At 31.0% G+C, this 21,806-nt stretch carries 24 protein-coding genes; 19 read left to right on the top strand and 5 right to left on the bottom strand.

Annotation, left to right across the window (positions count from 1 at the left end; genetic code table 11):
• Positions 1-61: 61 nt before the first annotated feature.
• Positions 62-928 (top strand): phenol-soluble modulin export ABC transporter ATP-binding protein PmtA, encoded by an 867-nt coding sequence (gene pmtA / locus Q2T46_RS07860; protein ID WP_303263473.1) that lies wholly within the window; start codon positions 62-64, stop codon positions 926-928.
• Complete coding sequence (locus tag Q2T46_RS07855; protein ID WP_303263475.1) at positions 921-1,574, top strand: ABC-2 transporter permease; 654 nt, start codon at positions 921-923, stop codon at positions 1,572-1,574. Before pmtA ends, Q2T46_RS07855 begins: the two co-directional genes overlap by 8 nt.
• 132 nt (positions 1,575-1,706) lie before the next feature.
• Here Q2T46_RS07855 and Q2T46_RS15565 read toward each other — a convergent pair whose 3' ends face one another.
• Positions 1,707-1,772: a putative holin-like toxin gene (locus Q2T46_RS15565; protein ID WP_398506773.1), complete on the bottom strand. Its 66-nt coding sequence runs from the start codon at positions 1,770-1,772 to the stop codon at positions 1,707-1,709.
• Positions 1,773-2,020: 248 nt separating this feature from the next.
• Between Q2T46_RS15565 and Q2T46_RS07850 the strand changes: the two genes are divergently transcribed.
• Positions 2,021-2,677: an HAD family phosphatase gene (locus Q2T46_RS07850; RefSeq protein ID WP_303263476.1), complete on the top strand. Its 657-nt coding sequence runs from the start codon at positions 2,021-2,023 to the stop codon at positions 2,675-2,677.
• Between the two features lie 72 nt (positions 2,678-2,749).
• Positions 2,750-4,114 carry a B12-binding domain-containing radical SAM protein gene (locus tag Q2T46_RS07845; RefSeq protein WP_311062212.1) on the top strand — a complete coding sequence of 455 codons (1,365 nt, stop codon included), beginning with the start codon at positions 2,750-2,752 and terminating at the stop codon, positions 4,112-4,114.
• A gap of 17 nt (positions 4,115-4,131) precedes the next feature.
• Here the strand turns inward: Q2T46_RS07845 and asrC are convergent, their stop codons facing one another.
• The 4 genes from asrC to Q2T46_RS07825 form a co-directional block, all read right to left on the bottom strand.
• Positions 4,132-5,121, bottom strand: coding sequence for a sulfite reductase subunit C (asrC, locus tag Q2T46_RS07840; protein WP_303263479.1), 990 nt, complete (start codon positions 5,119-5,121; stop codon positions 4,132-4,134).
• A 12-nt stretch (positions 5,122-5,133) separates the two neighbouring features.
• Positions 5,134-5,925 (bottom strand): anaerobic sulfite reductase subunit AsrB, encoded by a 792-nt coding sequence (gene asrB, locus Q2T46_RS07835; protein ID WP_303263480.1) that lies wholly within the window; start codon positions 5,923-5,925, stop codon positions 5,134-5,136.
• A 6-nt stretch (positions 5,926-5,931) separates the two neighbouring features.
• Positions 5,932-6,942, bottom strand: coding sequence for an anaerobic sulfite reductase subunit AsrA (asrA, locus tag Q2T46_RS07830; protein ID WP_303263481.1), 1,011 nt, complete (start codon positions 6,940-6,942; stop codon positions 5,932-5,934).
• 130 nt (positions 6,943-7,072) lie between these two features.
• Positions 7,073-7,372, bottom strand: a complete 300-nt coding sequence (locus tag Q2T46_RS07825) for a YmaF family protein (RefSeq protein ID WP_253666847.1) — start codon at positions 7,370-7,372, stop codon at positions 7,073-7,075.
• Positions 7,373-7,560: 188 nt separating this feature from the next.
• On the opposite strand from Q2T46_RS07825, the gene Q2T46_RS07820 reads away from it, so the two are divergent.
• The 15 genes from Q2T46_RS07820 (at position 7,561) to Q2T46_RS07750 (ending at position 21,604) form a co-directional block, all read left to right on the top strand.
• Complete coding sequence (locus tag Q2T46_RS07820) at positions 7,561-7,788, top strand: hypothetical protein (RefSeq protein ID WP_303263483.1); 228 nt, start codon at positions 7,561-7,563, stop codon at positions 7,786-7,788.
• Between the two features lie 192 nt (positions 7,789-7,980).
• Complete coding sequence (locus Q2T46_RS07815; RefSeq protein WP_045409338.1) at positions 7,981-9,237, top strand: hypothetical protein; 1,257 nt, start codon at positions 7,981-7,983, stop codon at positions 9,235-9,237.
• A 162-nt stretch (positions 9,238-9,399) separates the two neighbouring features.
• Positions 9,400-9,870 (top strand): hypothetical protein, encoded by a 471-nt coding sequence (locus Q2T46_RS07810; protein ID WP_311062422.1) that lies wholly within the window; start codon positions 9,400-9,402, stop codon positions 9,868-9,870.
• Between the two features lie 27 nt (positions 9,871-9,897).
• Complete coding sequence (locus Q2T46_RS07805) at positions 9,898-10,269, top strand: hypothetical protein (protein WP_303263486.1); 372 nt, start codon at positions 9,898-9,900, stop codon at positions 10,267-10,269.
• A 119-nt stretch (positions 10,270-10,388) separates the two neighbouring features.
• On the top strand, positions 10,389-11,012 hold the full coding sequence (locus Q2T46_RS07800; RefSeq protein WP_303263488.1) for a VanZ family protein: 624 nt from the start codon (positions 10,389-10,391) through the stop codon (positions 11,010-11,012).
• Between the two features lie 58 nt (positions 11,013-11,070).
• A complete protein-coding gene (locus tag Q2T46_RS07795; RefSeq protein ID WP_303263489.1) occupies positions 11,071-11,628 on the top strand; it encodes a copper amine oxidase N-terminal domain-containing protein in 558 nt (185 codons plus the stop codon).
• A 276-nt stretch (positions 11,629-11,904) separates the two neighbouring features.
• Positions 11,905-12,339, top strand: a complete 435-nt coding sequence (locus Q2T46_RS07790; protein WP_303263490.1) for a hypothetical protein — start codon at positions 11,905-11,907, stop codon at positions 12,337-12,339.
• A 48-nt stretch (positions 12,340-12,387) separates the two neighbouring features.
• Positions 12,388-13,206 carry an AsnC family protein gene (locus Q2T46_RS07785; protein WP_303263492.1) on the top strand — a complete coding sequence of 273 codons (819 nt, stop codon included), beginning with the start codon at positions 12,388-12,390 and terminating at the stop codon, positions 13,204-13,206.
• Between the two features lie 188 nt (positions 13,207-13,394).
• Entirely contained in the window at positions 13,395-14,174 is a 780-nt protein-coding gene (locus tag Q2T46_RS07780; RefSeq protein WP_013296724.1) for a hypothetical protein, read from the top strand.
• A 369-nt stretch (positions 14,175-14,543) separates the two neighbouring features.
• Positions 14,544-15,728, top strand: coding sequence for a PD40 domain-containing protein (locus Q2T46_RS07775; RefSeq protein WP_096230084.1), 1,185 nt, complete (start codon positions 14,544-14,546; stop codon positions 15,726-15,728).
• Between the two features lie 62 nt (positions 15,729-15,790).
• Complete coding sequence (locus tag Q2T46_RS07770) at positions 15,791-16,351, top strand: copper amine oxidase N-terminal domain-containing protein (protein ID WP_311062395.1); 561 nt, start codon at positions 15,791-15,793, stop codon at positions 16,349-16,351.
• Between the two features lie 276 nt (positions 16,352-16,627).
• Positions 16,628-17,062, top strand: coding sequence for a hypothetical protein (locus Q2T46_RS07765; RefSeq protein WP_303263494.1), 435 nt, complete (start codon positions 16,628-16,630; stop codon positions 17,060-17,062).
• A 192-nt stretch (positions 17,063-17,254) separates the two neighbouring features.
• Positions 17,255-17,950 carry an AsnC family protein gene (locus Q2T46_RS07760; protein WP_303263495.1) on the top strand — a complete coding sequence of 232 codons (696 nt, stop codon included), beginning with the start codon at positions 17,255-17,257 and terminating at the stop codon, positions 17,948-17,950.
• 1,501 nt (positions 17,951-19,451) lie between these two features.
• Positions 19,452-20,555 carry a hypothetical protein gene (locus Q2T46_RS07755; protein WP_303263497.1) on the top strand — a complete coding sequence of 368 codons (1,104 nt, stop codon included), beginning with the start codon at positions 19,452-19,454 and terminating at the stop codon, positions 20,553-20,555.
• A gap of 59 nt (positions 20,556-20,614) precedes the next feature.
• Positions 20,615-21,604, top strand: a complete 990-nt coding sequence (locus Q2T46_RS07750) for a hypothetical protein (protein ID WP_303263498.1) — start codon at positions 20,615-20,617, stop codon at positions 21,602-21,604.
• The last annotated feature ends 202 nt before the right edge of the window (positions 21,605-21,806 follow it).

Raw genomic sequence — 21,806 nt, 5'->3', positions numbered from 1 at the left:
ATTTATCTTACAGATTAAGATGAATAATGCATTTCTATTGTGGAGTTTTAGGAGGTATATGATGGAACCGATATTGGAGGTTAAAAATCTAAGAAAAAATTATAAAGATTTTAGCTTGAAAGATGTAAGTTTTAAACTTGATAGAGGATATATAATGGGATTTATAGGACAAAATGGCGCTGGCAAGAGCACCACTATAAAGCTTATAATGAACTTATTAAAAAGGGATGGCGGTGAAATAAAGATCTTTGGCAAAGATAATATAAAACATGAGATAGAAGTGAAAAATAAGATAGGTTTTGTGTACGACGAGTGTTATTTTTATGAAGAATTGACTGTTTTAGAGATGAAAGAAATAATTGCACCCTTTTATAAAGAATGGGATGATGATTTGTTTAATAAGTACATTAAAGAATTTGATATACCGCCCAAAAAGAAAATAAAAGATCTCTCAAAGGGAATGAAGATGAAGTTTTCACTGGCAATTGCTCTTTCTCATAATGCCGATTTATTGATAATGGATGAGCCTACGTCAGGACTTGATCCTGTTGTCCGCAGTGAAATTTTAGACATTCTTTCGGATACTATTCAGGATGAAAATAAAAGCGTGTTTTTTTCTACACATATAACATCAGATCTAGATAAGATAGCGGATTATATAATTTTAATTGATAATGGTGAAATAGTGCTTTCAGCAGCTAAAGATGATATCTTGGATAATTACGGTTTAGTTAAAGGCAGTAAAGAATTGATAGACAACGATATTAAGAAAAATTTTGTAGGTATAAATATAAATAAATATGGTTTTGAAGGCTTAGCATATAATAAAAACAAAGTGAAAAGGATTTTTGGTGAGAAAGTAGTAATCGAAAAACCAACATTAGAAGATATAATGCTTTATCATACCAGGAGGGATTTTAATGTATAGTTTATTGTTGAAAGATATATTAGTGCAGAAGAAGCAATTTTTATACGGCATATTGTTAGCAGCGATTTATTCATTTGCCTTCAGCAGCAATAATTTGGGTGGCGTGTTGACTGTTTTTGTATTTCCATACATTTTCGTGCTTACTGCAGCTTCCTATGAAGAGAAAAACAGATCCGAAATTGTTTTAGCCAGTCTTCCAATCAAGCGCTCCCTTTTAGTAATGGAAAAATACGTATCTGTTTTTTTGTTTGCTGCATTAGGTGCAATAGAATATATAATAGTAGTGGGTATTGGAAATTTGTTTCAGCTACCTATAAAGTTTTCTACATTGACTATCGAACCAGTTTTGATTTTTGGATTAGCTATGTATTACGGCATATACCTGCCTTTGTATTTTAAGTTCGGATACATTAAAACGAGGTGGGTAAATTTTGTGATGTTTTTTGGATTATTTTTTGGTGTTCCAAGTTTAGTAAGTGCCATAAACAAATATGGAATAAATTTTAAAATATTAAATCCTTTAATCACATTTTTTAAGAATCAATCAAATACAGCTGTGGCAAATGAACTGATTATAATGGCACTTCTCATTTACGCTCTTTCATATATGATTTCAGTGAAGATTTATAATTCACGTGAATTCTAAGGTTTAATTTAAAATTTTAGTTTATTTTTTTGAAAATTATGCTATAATAAAAATAAAGAGGCAGCCGTCCGCAAAATGCGGTTGCCCCAAAAGACGGTTTAAATTTTAACCGCTCTGGGTTCAGCAGGGCGGTTATTTCTTCCTCTTAAAATCGAGGATTGCTATAATTAACATTCCAAACATTATCATCAAAGACAAGCCTTAAATGTATTTATCATAGCAACCACCTCCTTATAAGGATAGTGGCAACTGCACCCTGCTTGTTCGACTACCTCAAGTATAATTATAACATATTTAGATATATCTAGTGTCTAAAATTTTTTTGCAATAGTAAAGCACATCATTTGTATCGAGGAAAACGACAGTAATTATATGAGGACTTCACAAGAGATTAGATAATATATATACTATATGTGTAGCAAATAAAGGGAGAAGGAGTGCTTAAAGTGTTTGAAGCAGTTATTTTTGATATGGATGGCGTATTAATCGACAGTGAACCGCTGCACTTAAAATTGGAGGAAGAAATTTTTAAAGAAATTGGTGCAAATGTATCTTTAGAAGAGCATAGTTCATTTGTGGGGACTACATCCCATTATATGTGGGAATACATTAAAACTAAGTACAATATACCTTATACAGTCGATAAACTAGTTGAGATGGACAGAAGAAGATATTTTGACTATATATTAAAACACGAAGATGCAGTAAAACCTATAGAAGGCGTAGATGAACTTGTAAAGGAATTGTACTCAAAAAAATTGAGACTTGCAGTTGCTTCATCATCCCCCATTGATGTAATAAAGCTTGTGGTAAAAAGGCTTCATCTTGAGGATTATTTCTGTGAACTGGTATCAGGCGATTTTGTAAAGAGAAGCAAACCATATCCTGATATTTTTCTTTATGCGGCAGAAAAACTTAATGTTGTACCTGAAAAATGCATTGTTATAGAGGACTCAAATAATGGTGTGATGGCAGCTAAAAGTGCTGGCATGAAAGTAATAGGTTTTATAAATCCTAATTCAGGTAATCAGGACATAAGTATGGCAGATATGGTCATACATTCATTTTCTGAATTGAACTACGAAAAATTGCAAAGTATATAAAGTTATGACATATATTTGGAGGATTTTTAAGATTTGTGTAGAAATATATATTTGTTGTGTATTGTTTAAACTTTGAAAGGAATTGATATAATGGAGCAGTATGATGTTTTTCTTATAAATCCTCCATCGTCAAATATGAAAGATAAATACGAACATTTAGGACTTGCATATATAGCAGCTTATCTTAGAAAAGAGCACATCAATGTAAAGATAATGGATATTCCACTATATGATTTATATCCTAATGACGTGATTTATGAGATTAAATCAGACAAGCCAAAATTAATTGGAGTAAGCATACCGTTTCAAGATAGCGCCAGTGAGGCTCTTGAATTCGTAAAAAGCATTAGAGAAGCAGGTTACAAAGGACATATTTCTATAGGCGGAATATACCCTACTTTTTCATACGATGAGATTTTGTCAGTATGTCCTCAAATTGATACTGTTGTTGTAGGTGAAGGGGAAATTACGTTTTTAGAGCTTGCTAGAAAAGTACTATCAGATGAAGACTGGAAAAATATATCAGGCATAGCATATAGAGATGATGGTACTTTAAGACTAAATGACAAAAGACCACTTATAGATGATTTGGATAGTATGCCATATCCTGAAAGAGATACACTTCCGATTGTAATCTTGAAGTCAGGCTTTGCGTCAATGCTTACATCGAGAGGATGCTATGGAAGATGCAGCTTTTGCAGTGTTGGACCATTTTTCTCTCAGTTTGGCCAAAAGTACAGGCAAAGAAGCGTAGAAAATGTCATTGACGAGATAAGAATACTATATGAAAAATACAATGTAAGAAATTTATTCTTCAATGATGCTGAGTTTATAGGTGGGAAAGGGAAAAATTACGAGAGAGTCTATAAATTGGCTGAAGAAATTATAAAAAGAGGCATGGATATTAATTTCAGCATACAATGCAGGGTAAACGATGTCGAACATGAACTTTTTACTATTCTTAAAAAAGCAGGATTGAGAAGGGTATTCTTAGGTATAGAATCAGGATCTCAAACAGTTCTTGACCGTTTTAAAAAAGATGTAAGCGTTGAGGACAATATAAAGGCTTTAAAGATTTTAAATGATTTAGATCTTTATATATCGATGGGATTTATCATGTTCGATCCGCATATAAATTTTAAAGAGCTTAGCGAAAACATTTCTTTTATAAATAATGCTGTAAAGTTGATAGGCAAGGAAAGGCTTGACTATTACCCTGTAAGCAAACTCTTGCCTTTAGCAGGCACAGAAGTTGAGCGGGAAATGAAAGAAGCTGGAAAGTATAAAGGTAATACATTGAACTATTCGTACGAATTTGATGACAAGACTATTGGATATATTTACAATTTATCACATAGTGTGTACAATTTAGTCGGGAATTTAAAATCAAGGTTTAAAGGAAATAGTGAAAGTAATACTAAATGGATAAAAAGATAAGCCATAAGTGGCTTATCTTAATCATATATTGTATTTCTTTCATATCTATAACCTGTGTAATCTATGTGGTTTGCGACTTTAGCTTTTTTAGGCAGTTTGACATCTTTTAATACCTCTTCTTTAAACTTTTTAAAGCCTTCTCTGTCAACAATATAGCCAACATGCTCTTTATCTAAGGTTTTGTCAATGTATTTATCAATAAAGTCGTACATGTTTTTTATTATTTTTAGTACGGATTCTTCGTCTGCCCACTCGATAAATGTCTGCGCCAGTCTTGGGTTTTTCTTGCCTGTTCTACCCATTATGACGATTCTGTAATATTTTTCACCTCTTGTCCAAGCAGATGTAGGACACTTTAATATGCATTCACCGCAACCAATGCATCTATTGGGATCTCTTACGACCTTGAAGTTTTCAAAAGTAAGCGCACCAGTTACTCTTCTTTTGCAATTTTTCACACACGCTTGACAGACGATACATCTTGATGGATCGTAAATTGGCTCAACCTGACCTATGATGCCTATATCTTGCATGTGGGCTTTTATGCAGTCATTTGGGCAACCTGTAACTGCAATTTTTACGTGATAGTCATTAGGGTATATTAGCTTTTCTATTTTTAACGCAAATGCTGTTGTATCGTAATTAGCAAATGGACATACGCGGTTTCCGATGCAGGCTGATACGTTTCTTGTACCTGCGGCGGGGTATCCTCCTTCTTCATCTTCTATTTGGACACCTTCATCTTTAAGCCCTCTTATAATAGGAGATATAAGCTCATTTATCTCGTCAATTTTCTCCATTGATATTCCTGGTATTTCAAAACCTTGACGTGTTGTAATGTGAACAGTTCCATTGCCGTACTTTTCAGCTATTTCTTTTATTATGTCGAGATACTTTATATTTAGATCTCCTCCGGGGACCCTTATTCTAAGAGCCGTTATGCCTCTTTGCTTTGTTACTCTATAAGCATTTTTCTTTAAAAGTTTTGTATCAATATCGAGAAGCATTATTTCACCCCTTTAATCGAGAAGTTGTTTAGATTTTGTGTAATTGAATACAGGACCTTCTAAGCAAACGTATGTTTCATTTATCTTGCAATGGCCACATTTTCCTATGCCACATGACATTTTTCTTTCGAAAGATACCCAAATATTTTCCTCTGGTATGCCGCGTTTTAAAAATTCAAGGCATGTAAATTTCATCATCATAGGCGGACCTACGACAATTACGATCGTATCATTTGGGTTTTCGATTTTTAATTCTGGTACAAATTTTGTGATTAGACCTGTATTTCCTGTCCATGTTTCATCTCCATTGTCAACGGTCAATAAAACATCAAAACTTTTTTCCCATTTTTTTATCTCATCTTCAAAAAGTATGTCTTTCGGGGATTTAAAACCTACCAAAATATTGAGGTTTTTTATTTCTTTAGGATTTCTGTTATACCTGTTTATTATGCTTTTGACTGGTGCGAGACCTGTACCGCCAGCGGCGATCACTACATTTTTATTTTTAAAATTTTCCACAGGGAAGCCGTGACCATATGGGCCTCTTATAAACAAGAAATCTCCCGGTTTTAATTCATGTATAGTGTCTGTTACAGTGCCTACTTTTCTTATGGTAAGTTCGATGTATTCATCAGTGTAATCGCTTATCGATATTGGAGCTTCACCGATTTTAGGTATAGATACTTGTAAAAACTGTCCATGTTGTGGCAAAATATCGGATTTTAGCCTAAAAGTATAATCGATATCTGTTTGAGGAATTATCGAAATAATTTCTGCTTTTCTTTGCATGTACACATTTGTCATTTTGATTCACCTCTCTACTGCATCAGTGACTTTTGATACGATTTTTATAAATGAAATGTACTCTGGGCATACATCGTCACACCTTCCGCATCCAATGCACATGGTTGTGCCGAAGCGCTTTTTATAGTCGTATATCTTGTGCATTACCTTAAATCTCATTCTCTCACCGTATTTTTGCCTGTAGCTGTGACCTCCTGCCACATCAGTAAATCCATCTATCATGCAGCTTGCCCATACCCGCCTTCTCTCTCCGCATTTGGGATTATCTTTGTAAAATATATCTTGCATTGAAAAGCAACTGCATGTGGGACACGACGCAGTACATCTTCCACAGGCTATGCATCTTTTTGTGTATTCGTCCCACAATTCATGATTAAATACATACTCTAGATTTTGAGATATTTTGTCTATATCAGGCAGTTTCACATCGATTTCATTTTTTTCTATAAATTCTGGAGCAAATTCCACTTCTTTGCCTGAAAAAGCATAGCTAAACTCGTCGTTTTTTACATCGCATGTTATTTTGTCATTGTCAAACCGGAAAAAGACATCATAATCTAAAAACTTGTTAGAACCTGTTGACACACAGAAACAAGTAGAAAAGCCTTTTGTGCATTCTATGACAAAGAACTTGACTTTATCTCTTAGTCTTTTGTAGTAATTATCTTCATAAGGACCATTTTTTAAAAAAATATTATCTAACTTTAGATATGAATTAGCATCACAGGGTCTTAAAAAAACAATGATTCTCTTATCGTCAATTTCAGGTTCTCTGTATTCATCTTCTGTAAAGTAAAATAGGGTCTGCGTTATAGGGTAAATCACCTCTTTTGGGGAATACCTTGATTTTTCGTTTAATTCTATATCTTTATATGAAGAGATTTCTCCGTATGTCACAAGGTCTGTGTCTGAAAATGCTCCTTTCCCCTTTAACCTTATAGGAGCAAATATTTTGTAATCTTTGCTTAATATTTTCAGGGCATCATCAAAACTTTTTACATCTAATTCAATACCCATTATATCACCTCGTATTACTGTTTTCATGTCTAATGGTTATTTATTTAACAAAATTTTATCATAAAATCGAAAATTTTTATGTGATATATCTCACAAATAATATAAAAACTCCCTCAAAAGAGGGAGTACATTAATTGTATATTTGCTTTGAAGTGCAATTGCTGTAATTATGATAGTGGTCTTTATCGTAAGATGTTCTGCTATCCATCTTATGAACGTGGCCATCTTTAGTCCTTATAGCAGGTCCTGTGTATCCATTTACATAGTGTTTATGATTTTTGGCTATAGACGTATACCCAGAGTAATAGTGTATATGGCTTGTGCCATATGGTATGGCATAGCTGGTACATCCTTTGTAATTGTGGTTGTGTTCTAGCACTGTATTTGTAGTGCCAAAATAATCATGGTAGTGTTTATCTCCATCTGACATAATATATACCTCCAAAATATATTGTTGTATTTTACATTATATGTTTGATGTTGATGTAGTGATAATATATACTAATAAATAATTTTGATATATCCCGCATAAAGATCCCCAGTATAAAAGAGCAGAGCATCACTCTAAAAAACATAGCAATTTACCTTGAAAATTGTATATCGTGTAGAAGTGAAAATATGTCTTTTGTAGGAGAAGAGATCGATGATACTGATAAGCTTATCCTATCATCATTAGTCCGAAATGGTGTAAGGAAAGCAATAATGGACGAAGTAGGCATATCTGACAGAGCATTGAGAAATCATCTAAATAAATTAGGCAAACTATTTGGAGAGAACAATGACATAAAAATAATAATGACAGCCATAAACATAGGCATCATAGACACACATGGCAATATATTATAGTAATGATGTGCCGGAATTCGGCACTTACTTCATAAAAAATGTGCCGAATTTCGTAACTTTCCAAATGTTGGGCTTGGAGTTATAATGTAGTCAAAAAGATGAATGGCCATTCGATTTTTAATAAAAAAGTAGTTAGCATACTGTTTTGGTACCTAGATAGTGTTACTAACTATAAAAGGGAGATGTTTAGAAATGAAAAGGTTCTTAGTTTCACTTCTACTGTGCTTGACATTAGTTTTTTCGACAACTGTTGGTTTTGCGGCAAGTAATAGTAACCAAGATTTGTCCGCTGATAATAACAAATTTTTGACGCAAGATGAAGTATTAAAATTGGCTGAATATGATTTAGCTACATATGTAATCCCTGAGTTAAATAATAATATAAAATTGCAAGTTGATCGATCATTAATAGAACTAAAAGATGTGAATGAAAACAAATATGTATATCTTCTATCAATACAGGACGAAGGCAGAAATATAGGTTATATGATAATTGATGCAAGAAAAAATGGTTATGGTGTTATAGAGAGGTCATTAAATAACAATGAATTTAGTTTAATACGAATGAATTTTTCTGAACTAAAAAGTGGGGATAGTATGTTATATATGTTTCCTTCATTATTTATAGTAAAAGAAAAAATTGGTGATAACATAAATTATAAACAAATAAAAGAAAATGGAGAAAAGAAAGATATAACAAATTTTATTAATGCTCGAAAAAACGATATAAAAGAGTCTATTAATGAATTATATAAAAATAGAAGCAATATAAGAATACCCACTTCGCTTAATGCAACATCCCAAAATGAAAGCGTATCAGTTTTAGACGAACCAAATTTTGTACCAGTATATGGATACGATGAAAATGTTGGATATGTTCATCAAATGTATGGAGGAAATCAAATATGGTTTTCTGAAAAATTAGGCCAAGATGAAGGATGTGGAACTGTCGCTGCTGCAAATATAGCATATTATCTTGCAAAGTACAGATATGGATATGAAAATCTATATAAATATTCAGATATAACAAAAGATAATTTTATTAAACATATGGAAGAAGTATATAAGTATGTTACACCAAGCACATCAGTTTTACCGGGTATACCTTCAAAAAGTGATCTAGTAATAAAATTTGAATCATTCGCTAAAAGTAGAGGAGTGAATCTCAAAGCTGATTTAAGTGATATTCCACATAGTATTGAGCCAGTATCAACGTATATTAAGGCTGGTTTAAGTAAAAACTCACCCGTAGCTTTTTTAATGAATTATAATTCAAAATATCCAGAATTTAATTTTCATTGGATGACAATAACTAAATATTTTAGAAATGTAACTACTGATGAGAGAGATATAGCAGTTTCATCATGGGCAACGAGATATTCATTAAATTTAAAATATATTTTAGATTATGATCAATATCTGAGTGTTGCTTTTGTATACTTTGAGTAATTGGTTTTTGATTCTGCTGCATAAACTCAATTTTTTATTTCTACCATATTATTTATAGGAATATTGAATAAAAATAGCCATTATATTATACTTGCAAAACATTATATTTTTTGGCAGCAGAATCTTTACTTAATTTTACATTAGTATATCATTTTGATAGAGGTGATTAAAATAAATAAAGATAAATTAATCTCGTTAATAGTATTAATAATTTTGTCTTTATCAATTTTAATTGTCATAAGTGCAAAATATATTATTAGTCATAGATATATATATAATGAAAATATCAATACAAGTGCCATAAAAGCATTAAAAGAAAAGTTAAATGAATCTAACTGTATTACCGAATATAAAATTTATTATTCCAGACCTTATTTATATTTTTCTATAATTATTGATTCAAGGTGTAAAAAAGAAGATGCATTAAATGTTTTACATATAATTAGATATTTTGCGATTAAAGAAGGTAATATGGAAGAATTAGAAGACAAATTTTATATACTGTCTATAGATGCCAGATTTTATAAAGATAAAAATATGAATAGCAAACCTATTTATTGGTTTTCTGGCAGTAGCAAAGATGGGTATAAAGTATGGTATGATGAAATTGAAAATGTGAAATTATTTGATTAAAGTATAAAATTATCGGGTGGTGATATAGTGAATTTTGTGGCAATATTAGTTATGTTACAAGGGGCCTTGTATATATTAGACTCAATTATAAGGATGTTTGAAAGAGTAAACTTTAAAATTGGCAGTAATGTCATACTAAGCACAAATTTTTATTTTATTGGTATTATATTTGGAGCTATATTTATTATATCTTCAATTGGGCTATTAAAGAAAAGGAAATATGGATATTTTTTAGCATTATATCTTTATGCAATATTGATTATTTACTATTTAATGGCTATAGCATATTTAATTATTAACCAGCAGTATTTTTTGGCATTTTACTGTATTGCTGTAATGGCTATTTTTTATATGATTATTAATTATGTCAGGAAGAATAAATCGGAGTTTACTAAATGATTATATATTTTTTAATACTCTAAAATTGCATTAATTTTAGCGAAATATGCAACAATGAACAATGACATGTCTATACAGTTTAAATAGACTAATTTAGGTATTGTGAGGAGTTGTTGTAATTGGGATTAGGTATAATGATAGACATTAAAACTATCATGCCGGTGATAGTTTTAATATATGGATGGCTAATTTTTTATATGTGGAGAAAGAAACAACGCAGTATTGGATATATATTATGTCTTTCGATATTTTTCATATATTTGCTCTCTGTAGCTCACTATACTTTATTTCCCATTCGATTGTTCCAACACAATGACTTGATTAAAGATGGAGTTGATTGGAAAAATGGTTTAAACTTTATTCCATTTCGTGAATTGACATATTCTTATCTTAATTCAGTACAAGTATGGGGAAATGTGATAATTACCATTCCTTTTGGTTTTGGACTGCCTTTTATAAGTAATGTCGATCTGAAATCAATTATATGGAAAGGAACCTTATTTTCTATTTCGATAGAGCTTCTACAGTTTTTAGAAAACATATTTTATTTATCTGGTTATGTTGCCAGAAGGGTTGATATTAACGATGTAATACTGAATGCCTTAGGAGTATTATTAGGTTACTGTTTATTTTGTATACTTTCTTGGCTTTATATTAAAAGCATACTGCCAAATGAAAAGGTGAAAGGAGTGTGGGATCATATTCATAAAGTTTTAATAAGAGAGAATTCTAGAAGTATATAATATTTGCCTTTACATGGGCTGGTTTGGATAATGTGATTAAAGAGGAGTTGGTGTGAGAATGAAATTTGTTTTTCTTAAACGTATTTTGTTTGTTGTTATTTTTGCTGTTGTATGTACAGGCTCCATCGCTTACGCTGTACAAGATGATGGAAAATCTGTAACCAAAGAAACTGTCCTTCCAACAGGATATTCTCAAGAAATGGACAATGGCATAATCATTTATAAAGATTCAGGTGGAGGCACTGTAATACATTTTCCTTATGTCCCGAAAATCAAGTTAAACGGGCAAGAGATAAAATTTACTAAGGAGCCATTTACTTTAATAGACGGCATTACATTAGTGCCGGCCCGTGAATTTTTTGAAAAATTAGGTGCAACAGTGAATTGGCATAATGGCAGTCAAACAATAACAGTAGAAAAAGGTAGTACGACTGTAGAGTTGACAATAGGATCAAAGGTAGCAAAAATAAATAAAAAGATCGCTGAACTTCCGGTGAATGTGAGATTAGTCGATAATTGCACATATATTCCACTAAGGTTTATAAGTGAAGCCTTTGGATATAAAGTCGATTATAAAGATGGTGTTATAACAGTAGATGCTGCTCAAGGTAATTAGATATAGTGCATATCTAAAATAAGCTGTTGACAAATGTAACTTACAAAATAAGGACAGAAAATGCTCTGTCCTTATTTTTTTATCTTGCAATTGAAGAAAAATTAAGAGCTAAAAATGCTTTTTTGTTCTCTAAAATGATATTTTCGTTCCTAAATTGATAATATTTAAATGAAATTTTGTATGCTGAAATTAATAAAAAATTTTTATAAAAACTGTAACGAATCCCATTTTAATTTGTTTTTATTTATGAAGGGAAAAAATTAGTGAGGTGATAGTATGTTTAAAAAATTTTTGTCTATTTTTGTGTTGACAATAATAATGATGACATTACTTTCAACCACTGGTTTTGCAGATGATGGCATTTCAAAAAAATTAGTGACAAGTCCAATAACGCCTAATTGGATAGCCATATCCCAGTTTACTAACACATTCGACATATCATCAATGGGAAAATCGACCGTCGACAGTGTATTATATGCTTTCAGCGTCGACAAAATCAGAATTGATGCGTATTTGCAACAGTACAAGAACGGAAACTGGGTGACAATCAAAAGCTGGTCAAACACATCGACAGATATTAGCTGCTCCATAAGTGAAATATGGTATGTAGAAGAAGGATATTATTACAGACTTGTCACGAAAGGTACAGTCTATAGAAATGGAGTTCAATTAGAGCAAGCCAATTATACAAGCGATGCACGCTGGTATTAAAAGACGATATTGCGATTAACGGAAAGATAAAATGATGGAGTGATATTGATGAACGATGACATGTTTATAAAAAGAGGAAATGGTAAGCTGACTGTGTCTTATGGGGAATCATTGCTTTTAAATATCAATCCTGACAAAAACTCTTTTGATAGAACAATCGATGATGATGCATTGTTAAAAAAGAAAAGAGAAAACAACTTTTTAATATTGTTGTTAAACAACTTTGTAAATCAATGTTACAGATACAGAATACTTATTGAAGAGGGATATTTCTTTATTCTGTGTGATAAAGACGGTTATGTGATTGAAATTATAGCTAATGACCAATTAAATGAAGATTTCAAAAAGCTGCAATTTAAAGAAGGCATAAGCCTAAGGCTTGAAGACAGTGGCACAAATGCAGTCAACATAGCCATGGAATACAAAAGCCTTGCACAGTTATACGGAAAAGACCATTATTGCGACTTGTTTAAGAACTGGTATTGCACTGCAATGCCTATTACAGATCATTATAGCAAAGAAATAGTTGCATATCTTGATATATCCCGCATAAAGATTCCCAGCATAAAAGAGCAGAGCATTACTCTAAAAAACATAGCAATTTACCTTGAAAAATGCATATCGTATAGAAGTGAAAATATGTCTTTCATAGGAGGAGAGATCGATGATACTGATAAGCTTATCTTGTCATCATTGGTCCGAAACGGAGTAAGGAAAGCAGTAATGGACGAAGTAGGCATATCTGATAGAGCATTGAGAAACCATCTAAATAAATTAGGCATATTGTTTGATGCAGACAATGATATAAAAATAATAATGGCAGCCATAAACATAGGCATCATAGACACACATGGCAATATATTGTAGAATGATGTGCCGAAATTCGGCACCTATTTCATAAAAAATGTGCCGAATTTCGGAACTTCCCAAATGTTGGACTTGGAGTTATAATGTAGTCAAACAGAATGGCCATTCGATGTTTAATAAAAATGTAGTTAGTATGCTGTTTTGGTACCGAAATAGTGTTACTAACTATAAAAAGGAGATGTATAGAAATGTTAAAAAGACGTATGTTAATTGTGTATATAATCAGCACAATGTTAGCTTTATCAATTGGAATTTCAGCGAAGGCATTTCAGAAAGAATCAATGGCATTAAATGATACACATTCTAAAATTAATATAGATACTGGTAGTTATAGAGAACTTGAAGATGGGATAAAAGTTTATACAGATACGTTGGGAGGAATAGTATTACATTTTGCGGGAACGAAAGAAATTACTAAAGAGGAAGTAGATAAAGGGAAAAAGATTCTAGAAAACCAGGACACTGAAAAAAGTGCAATGGAAAAAGATTTAGAGGTCAGAAAAAATAATCCTGACAACTATACAATGATTTCTGGAAACTATTATGATATTGAGTATTATCCAATTTATATTGGAACTTGGGGTAATGTAGATGTTTATGCTAGACATACAATAGGTACTAGATCAACATATAATGGTCAGGATTATTTGACATCCTATGGTGATGTTACATGGTATAATACGAGTGGATATAATGCATTACCATATAGAAATGGAAATGCAACTGTTCCAAATCAGAAAGTTGTTGATGTGGCTCAACCGGTACTTTTTAGTATTAGAGATTTAGGAACAAATAGAGCAAAAGAGATAACTCGAAATGATTTTGGACCTAACCAAGTTGGCATTGCAACAAGAAGAATTGCTGATCTTGATAAATATATTTTTAATGATTTGCATGGGAATACTAGTGATGGCGTTTTTTATAGTCGTACATTTGTACCGCTAACTAATTATAATCCAGAACCATGATGAATTATTATTAAAGATTAAGTAGCATAATTTAAAAATTAATGATTATATTTAGTTATAAACAGTATATAGTATGATGTACATTTAAAAAATTAATAGAAAGATTTGTTAAACTTATTTTCAAGAATGTTTATATTTGTTTAAATATGAATACGAAATTGTAAAATTGCTAGTATTTTTCTTATTTGACCAAACTTCGTGTCTAAATTTTATGTGAAAGGATAATGAAAATTCGAGATGGGTTTATGTTAACTTAGCTTAGACACGAAGTTTATGATCTTTAATAAATATAAAGTATATTTTTAATAAATTTTGACAAAACGAAAATAAATTATAATTATATCTTAAGATTAATATAGGGGAGTTTTTATGAGTGCAGGCGAACAATTAAAAAATAACCATGGGAAAAAATTTACAAGTTTAGTCATAATTATAATTGTAGTTTTTATTAGTTTTATCATTTGTTTATTTAACTATTCATATAAAAATCAATATAATGGATGGTTAACAGGCCTTATACCTGACAAGAAGGGCTCGGACCTTATAGTAGTTAACCCAATAAGTCATGATGTAAAGAAAATATTGACATTACCGGATATAGCTCCAGATCAATTTGGAGCAGTTAGTCCAAATGGTAAGTATGCAGCATACACACAAGTAGATCAGAAAAAAGGGATAACTTATATCAATATTATGGACTTAAATAAAAAAAATTATATAAAAAAGTACCTTGATGATGTATATGGAATGCAAGCTGTATTTTATTTATCTTGGTTTCCTGACAATCAAAATTTGTTACTAGTACGTATGACGCGTAATAAAGATTTGAATAGCAATCAAGAAATATGTATACTTAATATTAAAAACAATAAGCTAAAACATTTGGTAAGTGGAGGTGAATGGGATGGCGTTGGACTAACTGATGATAATAAAATTAAATATTATATGTCGCAGGAAGAATTAAATAAATTAATAATGAAATATGGTGGACCGAAGACTATTCCAATCGAGAAAGTTGGAACTAAGTTGTTTGTGAGATTTTCTAGCCCTTCGATATCTCCTGATGGTAGTAAAATAGTATATAGTGCGACATTGTATCGTAATCAAGCAGATGAGGGTGATCCTATTAGGCTTTGGCTTGCGTCAAGTATATGGATGATTGATCTTAAAGATGACAGTTTAAAAAGAATATACTCCGATCAAGAAGTATCAAATGGAAGTGCTATTGGTCACGTTACTTGGAGTTCTGATGGAAAGCGGCTGGTTTTTTATCGGTATAGAGGGTCAAACGGATCAAATGGCAGACTTGATTGCCTTGATTTGAAAAGTATAAAGGTTAAAACAATAGTACCTGTAACAGAAGAGAATTACACAAATATAAGTCCGCATTCTTTACCTAATAATAATATATCATTTATCTCGGTATCCAAGCAAGGCAGCCCAGAAAATGCTAAACAATATATTGTTAATTTGAAAACTGGAAGCATAAAAGATAATGAAATAAAATTTAATAAAAGAAGTATAATTATGTGGAATTTTACTGATTTGCATTGATAAGTAGTAAACATTTATTATAATTGATACATAAGTAAAAAGAAAGGAATGAATGATAAATGATGATGAAATTTGTTTTTCTTAAACGTATTTTGTTTGTTGCTATTTTTGCTGTTGTATGTACAGGCTCCATCGCTTATGCTGTACAAGATGATGGAAAATCTGTAACCAAAGAAACTGTCCTTCAATCAGGATATTCTCAAGAAATGGACAATGGCATAATCATTTATAAAGATTCAGGTGGAGGCACTGTAATACATTTTCCTTATGTCCCGAAAATCAAGTTAAACGGGCAAGAGATAAAATTTACTAAGGAGCCATTTACTTTAATAGACGGCATTACATTAGTACCGGCCCGTGAATTTTTTGAAAAATTAGGTGCAACAGTGAATTGGCATAATGACAGTCAAACAATAACAGTAGAAAAAGGCAGTACGACTGTAGAGTTGACAATAGGGTCAAAGGTAGCAAAAATAAATAAAAAGATCGCTGAACTTCCGGTGAATGTGAGATTAGTCGATAATTGCACATATATTCCACTAAGGTTTATAAGTGAAGCCTTTGGATATAAAGTCGATTATAAAGATGGTGTTATAACAGTAGATGCTGCTCAAGGTAATTAGATATAGTGCATATCTAAAATAAGCTGTTGACAAATGTAACTTACAAAATAAGGACAGAAAATGCTCTGTCCTTATTTTTTTATCTTGCAATTGAAGAAAAATTAAGAGCTAAAAATGCTTTTTTGTTCTCTAAAATGATATTTTCGTTCCTAAATTGATAATATTTAAATGAAATTTTGTATGCTGAAATTAATAAAAAATTTTTATAAAAACTGTAACGAATCCCATTTTAATTTGTTTTTATTTATGAAGGGAAAAAATTAGTGAGGTGATAGTATGTTTAAAAAATTTTTGTCTATTTTTGTGTTGACAATAATAATGATGACATTACTTTCAACCACTGGTTTTGCAGATGATGGCATTTCAAAAAAATTAGTGACAAGTCCAATAACGCCTAATTGGATAGCCATATCCCAGTTTACTAACACATTCGACATATCATCAATGGGAAAATCGACCGTCGACAGTGTATTATATGCTTTCAGCGTCGACAAAATCAGAATTGATGCGTATCTTCAACAGTACAAGAACGGAAACTGGGTGACAATTAAAAGCTGGTCCAATACATCAACAGATATTAGCTGCTCTATAAGTGAAATATGGTATGTAGAAGAAGGATATTATTACAGGCTTGTCACGAAGGGTACAGTCTATAGAAATGGAGTTCAATTAGAGCAAGCTAACTATACAAGTGATGCACATTGGTATTAAAAGAATAAGAATTATGTTCAATGATTTACGGAAAGATAAAAGGATGGAGTGATATTGATGAACAATGACGCATTTATAAGACGCATTTATAAAAAGAGGAAACGGGGAACTGATCGTGCCTTATGGGGAATCATTGCTTATAAATATCAATCCTGACAAAAACTCCTTTGATAGAACAACGATGATAATGCATTGTTAAAAAAGAGAAGAGATAATAACTTTTTAATATTGCTGTTAAACAACTTCGTAAATCAATGTTATAGGTACAGAGTACTTATTGAAGAAGGCTACTTCTTTATTCTGTGTGATAAAGACGGTTATGTGATTGAAATTATAGCTAATGCCCAATTAAATGAAGATTTCAAAAAGCTGCAATTTAAAGAAGGCATAAGCCTAAGGCTTGAAGACAGTGGCACAAATGCAGTCAACATAGCCATGGAATACAAAAGCCTTGCACAGTTATACGGAAAAGACCATTATTGCGACTTGTTTAAGAACTGGTATTGCACTGCAATGCCTATTACAGATCATTATAGCAAAGAAATAGTTGCATATCTTGATATATCCCGCATAAAGATTCCCAGCATAAAAGAGCAGAGCATTACTCTAAAAAACATAGCAATTTACCTTGAAAAATGCATATCGTATAGAAGCGAGAAGATGTCTGCCATAGAAGAAGAGATCGATGATACTGATAAGCATATCCTGTCATCATTGGTCCGAAACGGAGTAAGGAAAGCAGTAATGGACGATGTAGGCATATCTGACAGAGCATTGAGAAACCATCTAAATAAATTAGGCATACTATTTGATGCAGACAATGACATAAAAATAATTATGACAGCCATAAACATAGGCATTATAGACACACATGGCAATATATTATAAAGTGATGTTCCGAAAAACGGCACCTACTTCATAAAAAAATGTGCCGAATTTCGTAACTTCCCAAATGTTGGACTTGGAGTTATAATGTAGTCAAACAAATGAATGGCCATTCGATGTTTAATAAAAATGTAGTTAGTATGCTGTTTTGGTACCGAGATAGTAGTACTAACTAAAACTTTGCACTTATAAAAGTAGCTCTGTGCCTTGATAATTCAATATTGTTGGGTTATAAAATTTTGAAAAAAAATTTACCAACAACTACTTTACACACTTTTTTTACAGAAGGTATTGACAATTTATTTTAAATAATGTATCATTTACTATAAAAGTGTAAATAGTTAAGAATAGTGTGATTGTATTAAAAATGTGTTTTTTCTTTTACATATTGTGTAGTACTATAAAGAGTATTCTTGTTATAGCAATAATTGTCGTTTTGTAGCCGCGACGCTTTTTGATGTGTAAATAGCAATTACAAATTTCAAAGTGTTTATCCCATTTAACTAAGATTGTAGCACACTACACAAGCAGCGATTTTATGACATCTTGCTTTGGAAATCCTGGCAGATTTTTCTTGTCTTACTCCAATTATTAGTTAAAGTGAGTCCAGCCCATCAGCATAAGTGTTTCCCGAAAAAGCTTTCATATTTACACCGATTTCAGATATTATAGTAATAGTGAAAAAATATTTTTAAACGATGGAGCGGTTAGGATTAGATCGAGTTCTGTGGATAGGAGGTGGTGAGTACAAGAATCAGGTTTTTTAACGATGAAAATTTCTTAGCATAGAACCATGAAGTAAATATCCAATATAAAAGGATGTATCAAAGAGCTTGTTAATTATCTTTTGAGAATTTTTACCATAAGTATCAAAAATGATGTTGCCCAACTGTATGTTAGAAAGCATGGGACAATTTTGAAGTTTGTTCTTTTCATTAGACATAAAAGCAAATAAGCTTAAATCGATGACTCAATAAGTTGTCAAAATTGTCTATTATCAGCATGAGACATAAAGATAGCACAAATAGGTTGTGCTTAAACAGCTCAGAAGTCTATTTTTGTATTTTTCTTGTCAGTTTTTTACCACGAATAGCCTTCACACACCTAGGATGTACAGGTATGATGGTACATAAGCTTTATGATATATTAAACACGGAAATACAGTACTTCTTAATAGATTCTGTGTAAATAGTGTTATTGTCATTGTCAAAAAATTATTGTGACTGCTCTTTCAGACCTTTGTTTCAGGTGGAAAAGTAATGGCTTTTGTGGGTAGTAATGTTTTATTTGCTGGTTAAAACGATGCAAGAAATTAAAGGGTTTTGTGTACATCAATTCCATACCAGATTTTATACACAATTAGAAATACGATCATTACGCGCTGGCGCAGTAACCCGCTTACTTTTTCGTGATTTGTGTTTACTAGTATTTCGAAATTAGTTATAAATGGCATATTTTATTATGTTTTGAGCTTTGAACGAACCGGAGGGAATGATTATAAAAAATGAATGAATTAAATAATAAGCATTATGAATGTATCTATGAAATAATTTGTGTAAATCAACATGAAATGCCTAATGTAAATGTTGATAAACTTTATATCAAAGATCAGATATTAGATTATTTAAAGGAGAAAATTAACTATATTTTATTTATAGGAAATGAAAAAACGGAAATTGTGACAAAAAAACTTGGAATTTCAAATGGAAATGAAGATATTAATAAAAATTTAAAAGTATTAGATAAAATAGTACGTATATTATTTTCAAGAGATTTTAATTACCAATCAATGAAAAGCATAAAACATCATATAAATAGGGTTAATAATATAATTACTAGACATATTGTTAATTGTGAGCCAATACCTTTATATATTGACTTAGGAGGAGGATATCATGCTAGTACAGACATAGAACATGAAGGTTCTATAAGCTTTGATATAAATATTGGTGAAGTATTACTCCTATATCAAATAAAAAAATTATATAATAGAATAAAGATGATTTATTCTCCTGCAATAAAATTTACTATTGTCATAGATAATATTGTGGCTAATTTTGTTAATGATATTTCAATTGATAAAACCTTGTCTTATTGCAATAAACTTATGGAATTGATAAAAATACTTGGTATGGATGATATTGTAAATATGCTTATTGAATCAGAGCATTGCAACTGGATATTTGAATATAAAAAAAATGAATATAAGAAGAAAGATTTGGTTGAATTCAAAGAATATTTAAACGTAATGAGATTTTTGGGTAGAAATTGTAGTTTGGAGGAGGCGGTTGATAGAATTAGTAGATATGAATTTGCAATTAGAATATCAGATAATAAACTTAACCTTTTAATAGGTGATGAAATTAGGTTTGTTCAAAGGTCGAATAGTGGACAGTTAACGTTTCGTTCTTTCCCAGGAGGAGCAGCACGAATTCAATGTGGCTCAGTTGGATTTAGGGTAAATGAAAGGAATAAAATAGTACCAATTTTAATAACATATGAAAGTAGAGAAAAATATTGTTGTAAGCAGGTTTATATTGATTTAATGGATCTAATATATGAATTAAAAAATAATTATATAAAACAACATATAACGGTTAGTTTATAAAAACTTATTAACAGTAAATATAAAGTAAATGGGTGTGTTTATTATTAGGGGGTATTATAATGGAAACTTTTAAAACATCAAACGGAATCGAGTATCAATTTGTTCATGGATTAGAACAAGCAGAGGAAATAACTGATTTTAGACAAACGTCAAGTTGTTTTAATGCACATGAGGTAAATCCAGCAATTGGTTGTGATTTTCTTTGTAGATATTGTTCAATGTATTCTCAATATGATAAAGAAGAGCATGTACCAGTAAAGATTTACAGTGACTATCCAAATTACTTAAGAGATTATATAAAAAAACACAAGAATAAGGAAAATCTAATATTTAATTTTTCACCAAAGACTGATGCTTTTTCTTTATCCATGATAGAAAGTGGAATGACAGAAAATATATTAAAAATTTTCGATGAAGAAGGGGTAAAGTATTATATTCTAACTAAATCAGGATTACCTCCAAAAGAAATTCAGAATTTGCTTATTAAATCAAGAGATAAAAATCAGATTATAATTTCTTCAGGATTACCAAATGAAGAAATAGAAGCTGTATTAGAACCAGGTGCACCTCCTTCATCAAAAAGATTAGAATTTGCTAAGTTTTGTTCCCAAAGTGGTATTATGGTTACTGGAATTGTTGCTCCATATTTACCAATTGATGATGATAATGACTATGCATATAAGGTGTTTAATCGCTTCTTAAATTCAGGAATCAGACACGCTTCGGTTCAAGTGCTAAAACTTTCAGTAGAATGTTTAAATAGAATGTGCAAGTTATTGCCAAAATATGAACAAAGATTAAACCAATTATTTGACATTAATAACGCGAAGTCAATAGAGTGGAAACTGCCAGGAGGGAAGACAGTTATTAGATATTATGCAGATTCGTCTTATTTAGAAAAAGAACTTAAAAAACTAAAATTAATAGCTAAAAATATGAATATTACTGTAAGTACATGCAAAGAAGTTTGCATAAATATTAATGATGTTAATTATAATGCTGAGGCACAACAGAGAGGCTATAACTGTGTCGGCTTTACAAAATACTAATTAAATTCTGCGTATAGAGAAGCATTAAAATATTTTATATAGAGTAATCTCCTAATATTGAAGAAAAGGAATTTAAAATATAGCAATATAAACTTTGTAATAGGATCAAATTAAATTTATTTAGCATAATAAGTTAGTGTGATCTTAAATTTTAATAAGGTAATCCATTATGATTTATGCTTTATGTTAAAAAATGGATGAT

The organism is Thermoanaerobacterium sp. CMT5567-10, assembly GCF_030534315.2.
In the GTDB taxonomy this organism is placed as follows: domain Bacteria; phylum Bacillota; class Thermoanaerobacteria; order Thermoanaerobacterales; family Thermoanaerobacteraceae; genus Thermoanaerobacterium.
This window is presented reverse-complemented; position numbering and strand designations above follow the sequence as displayed.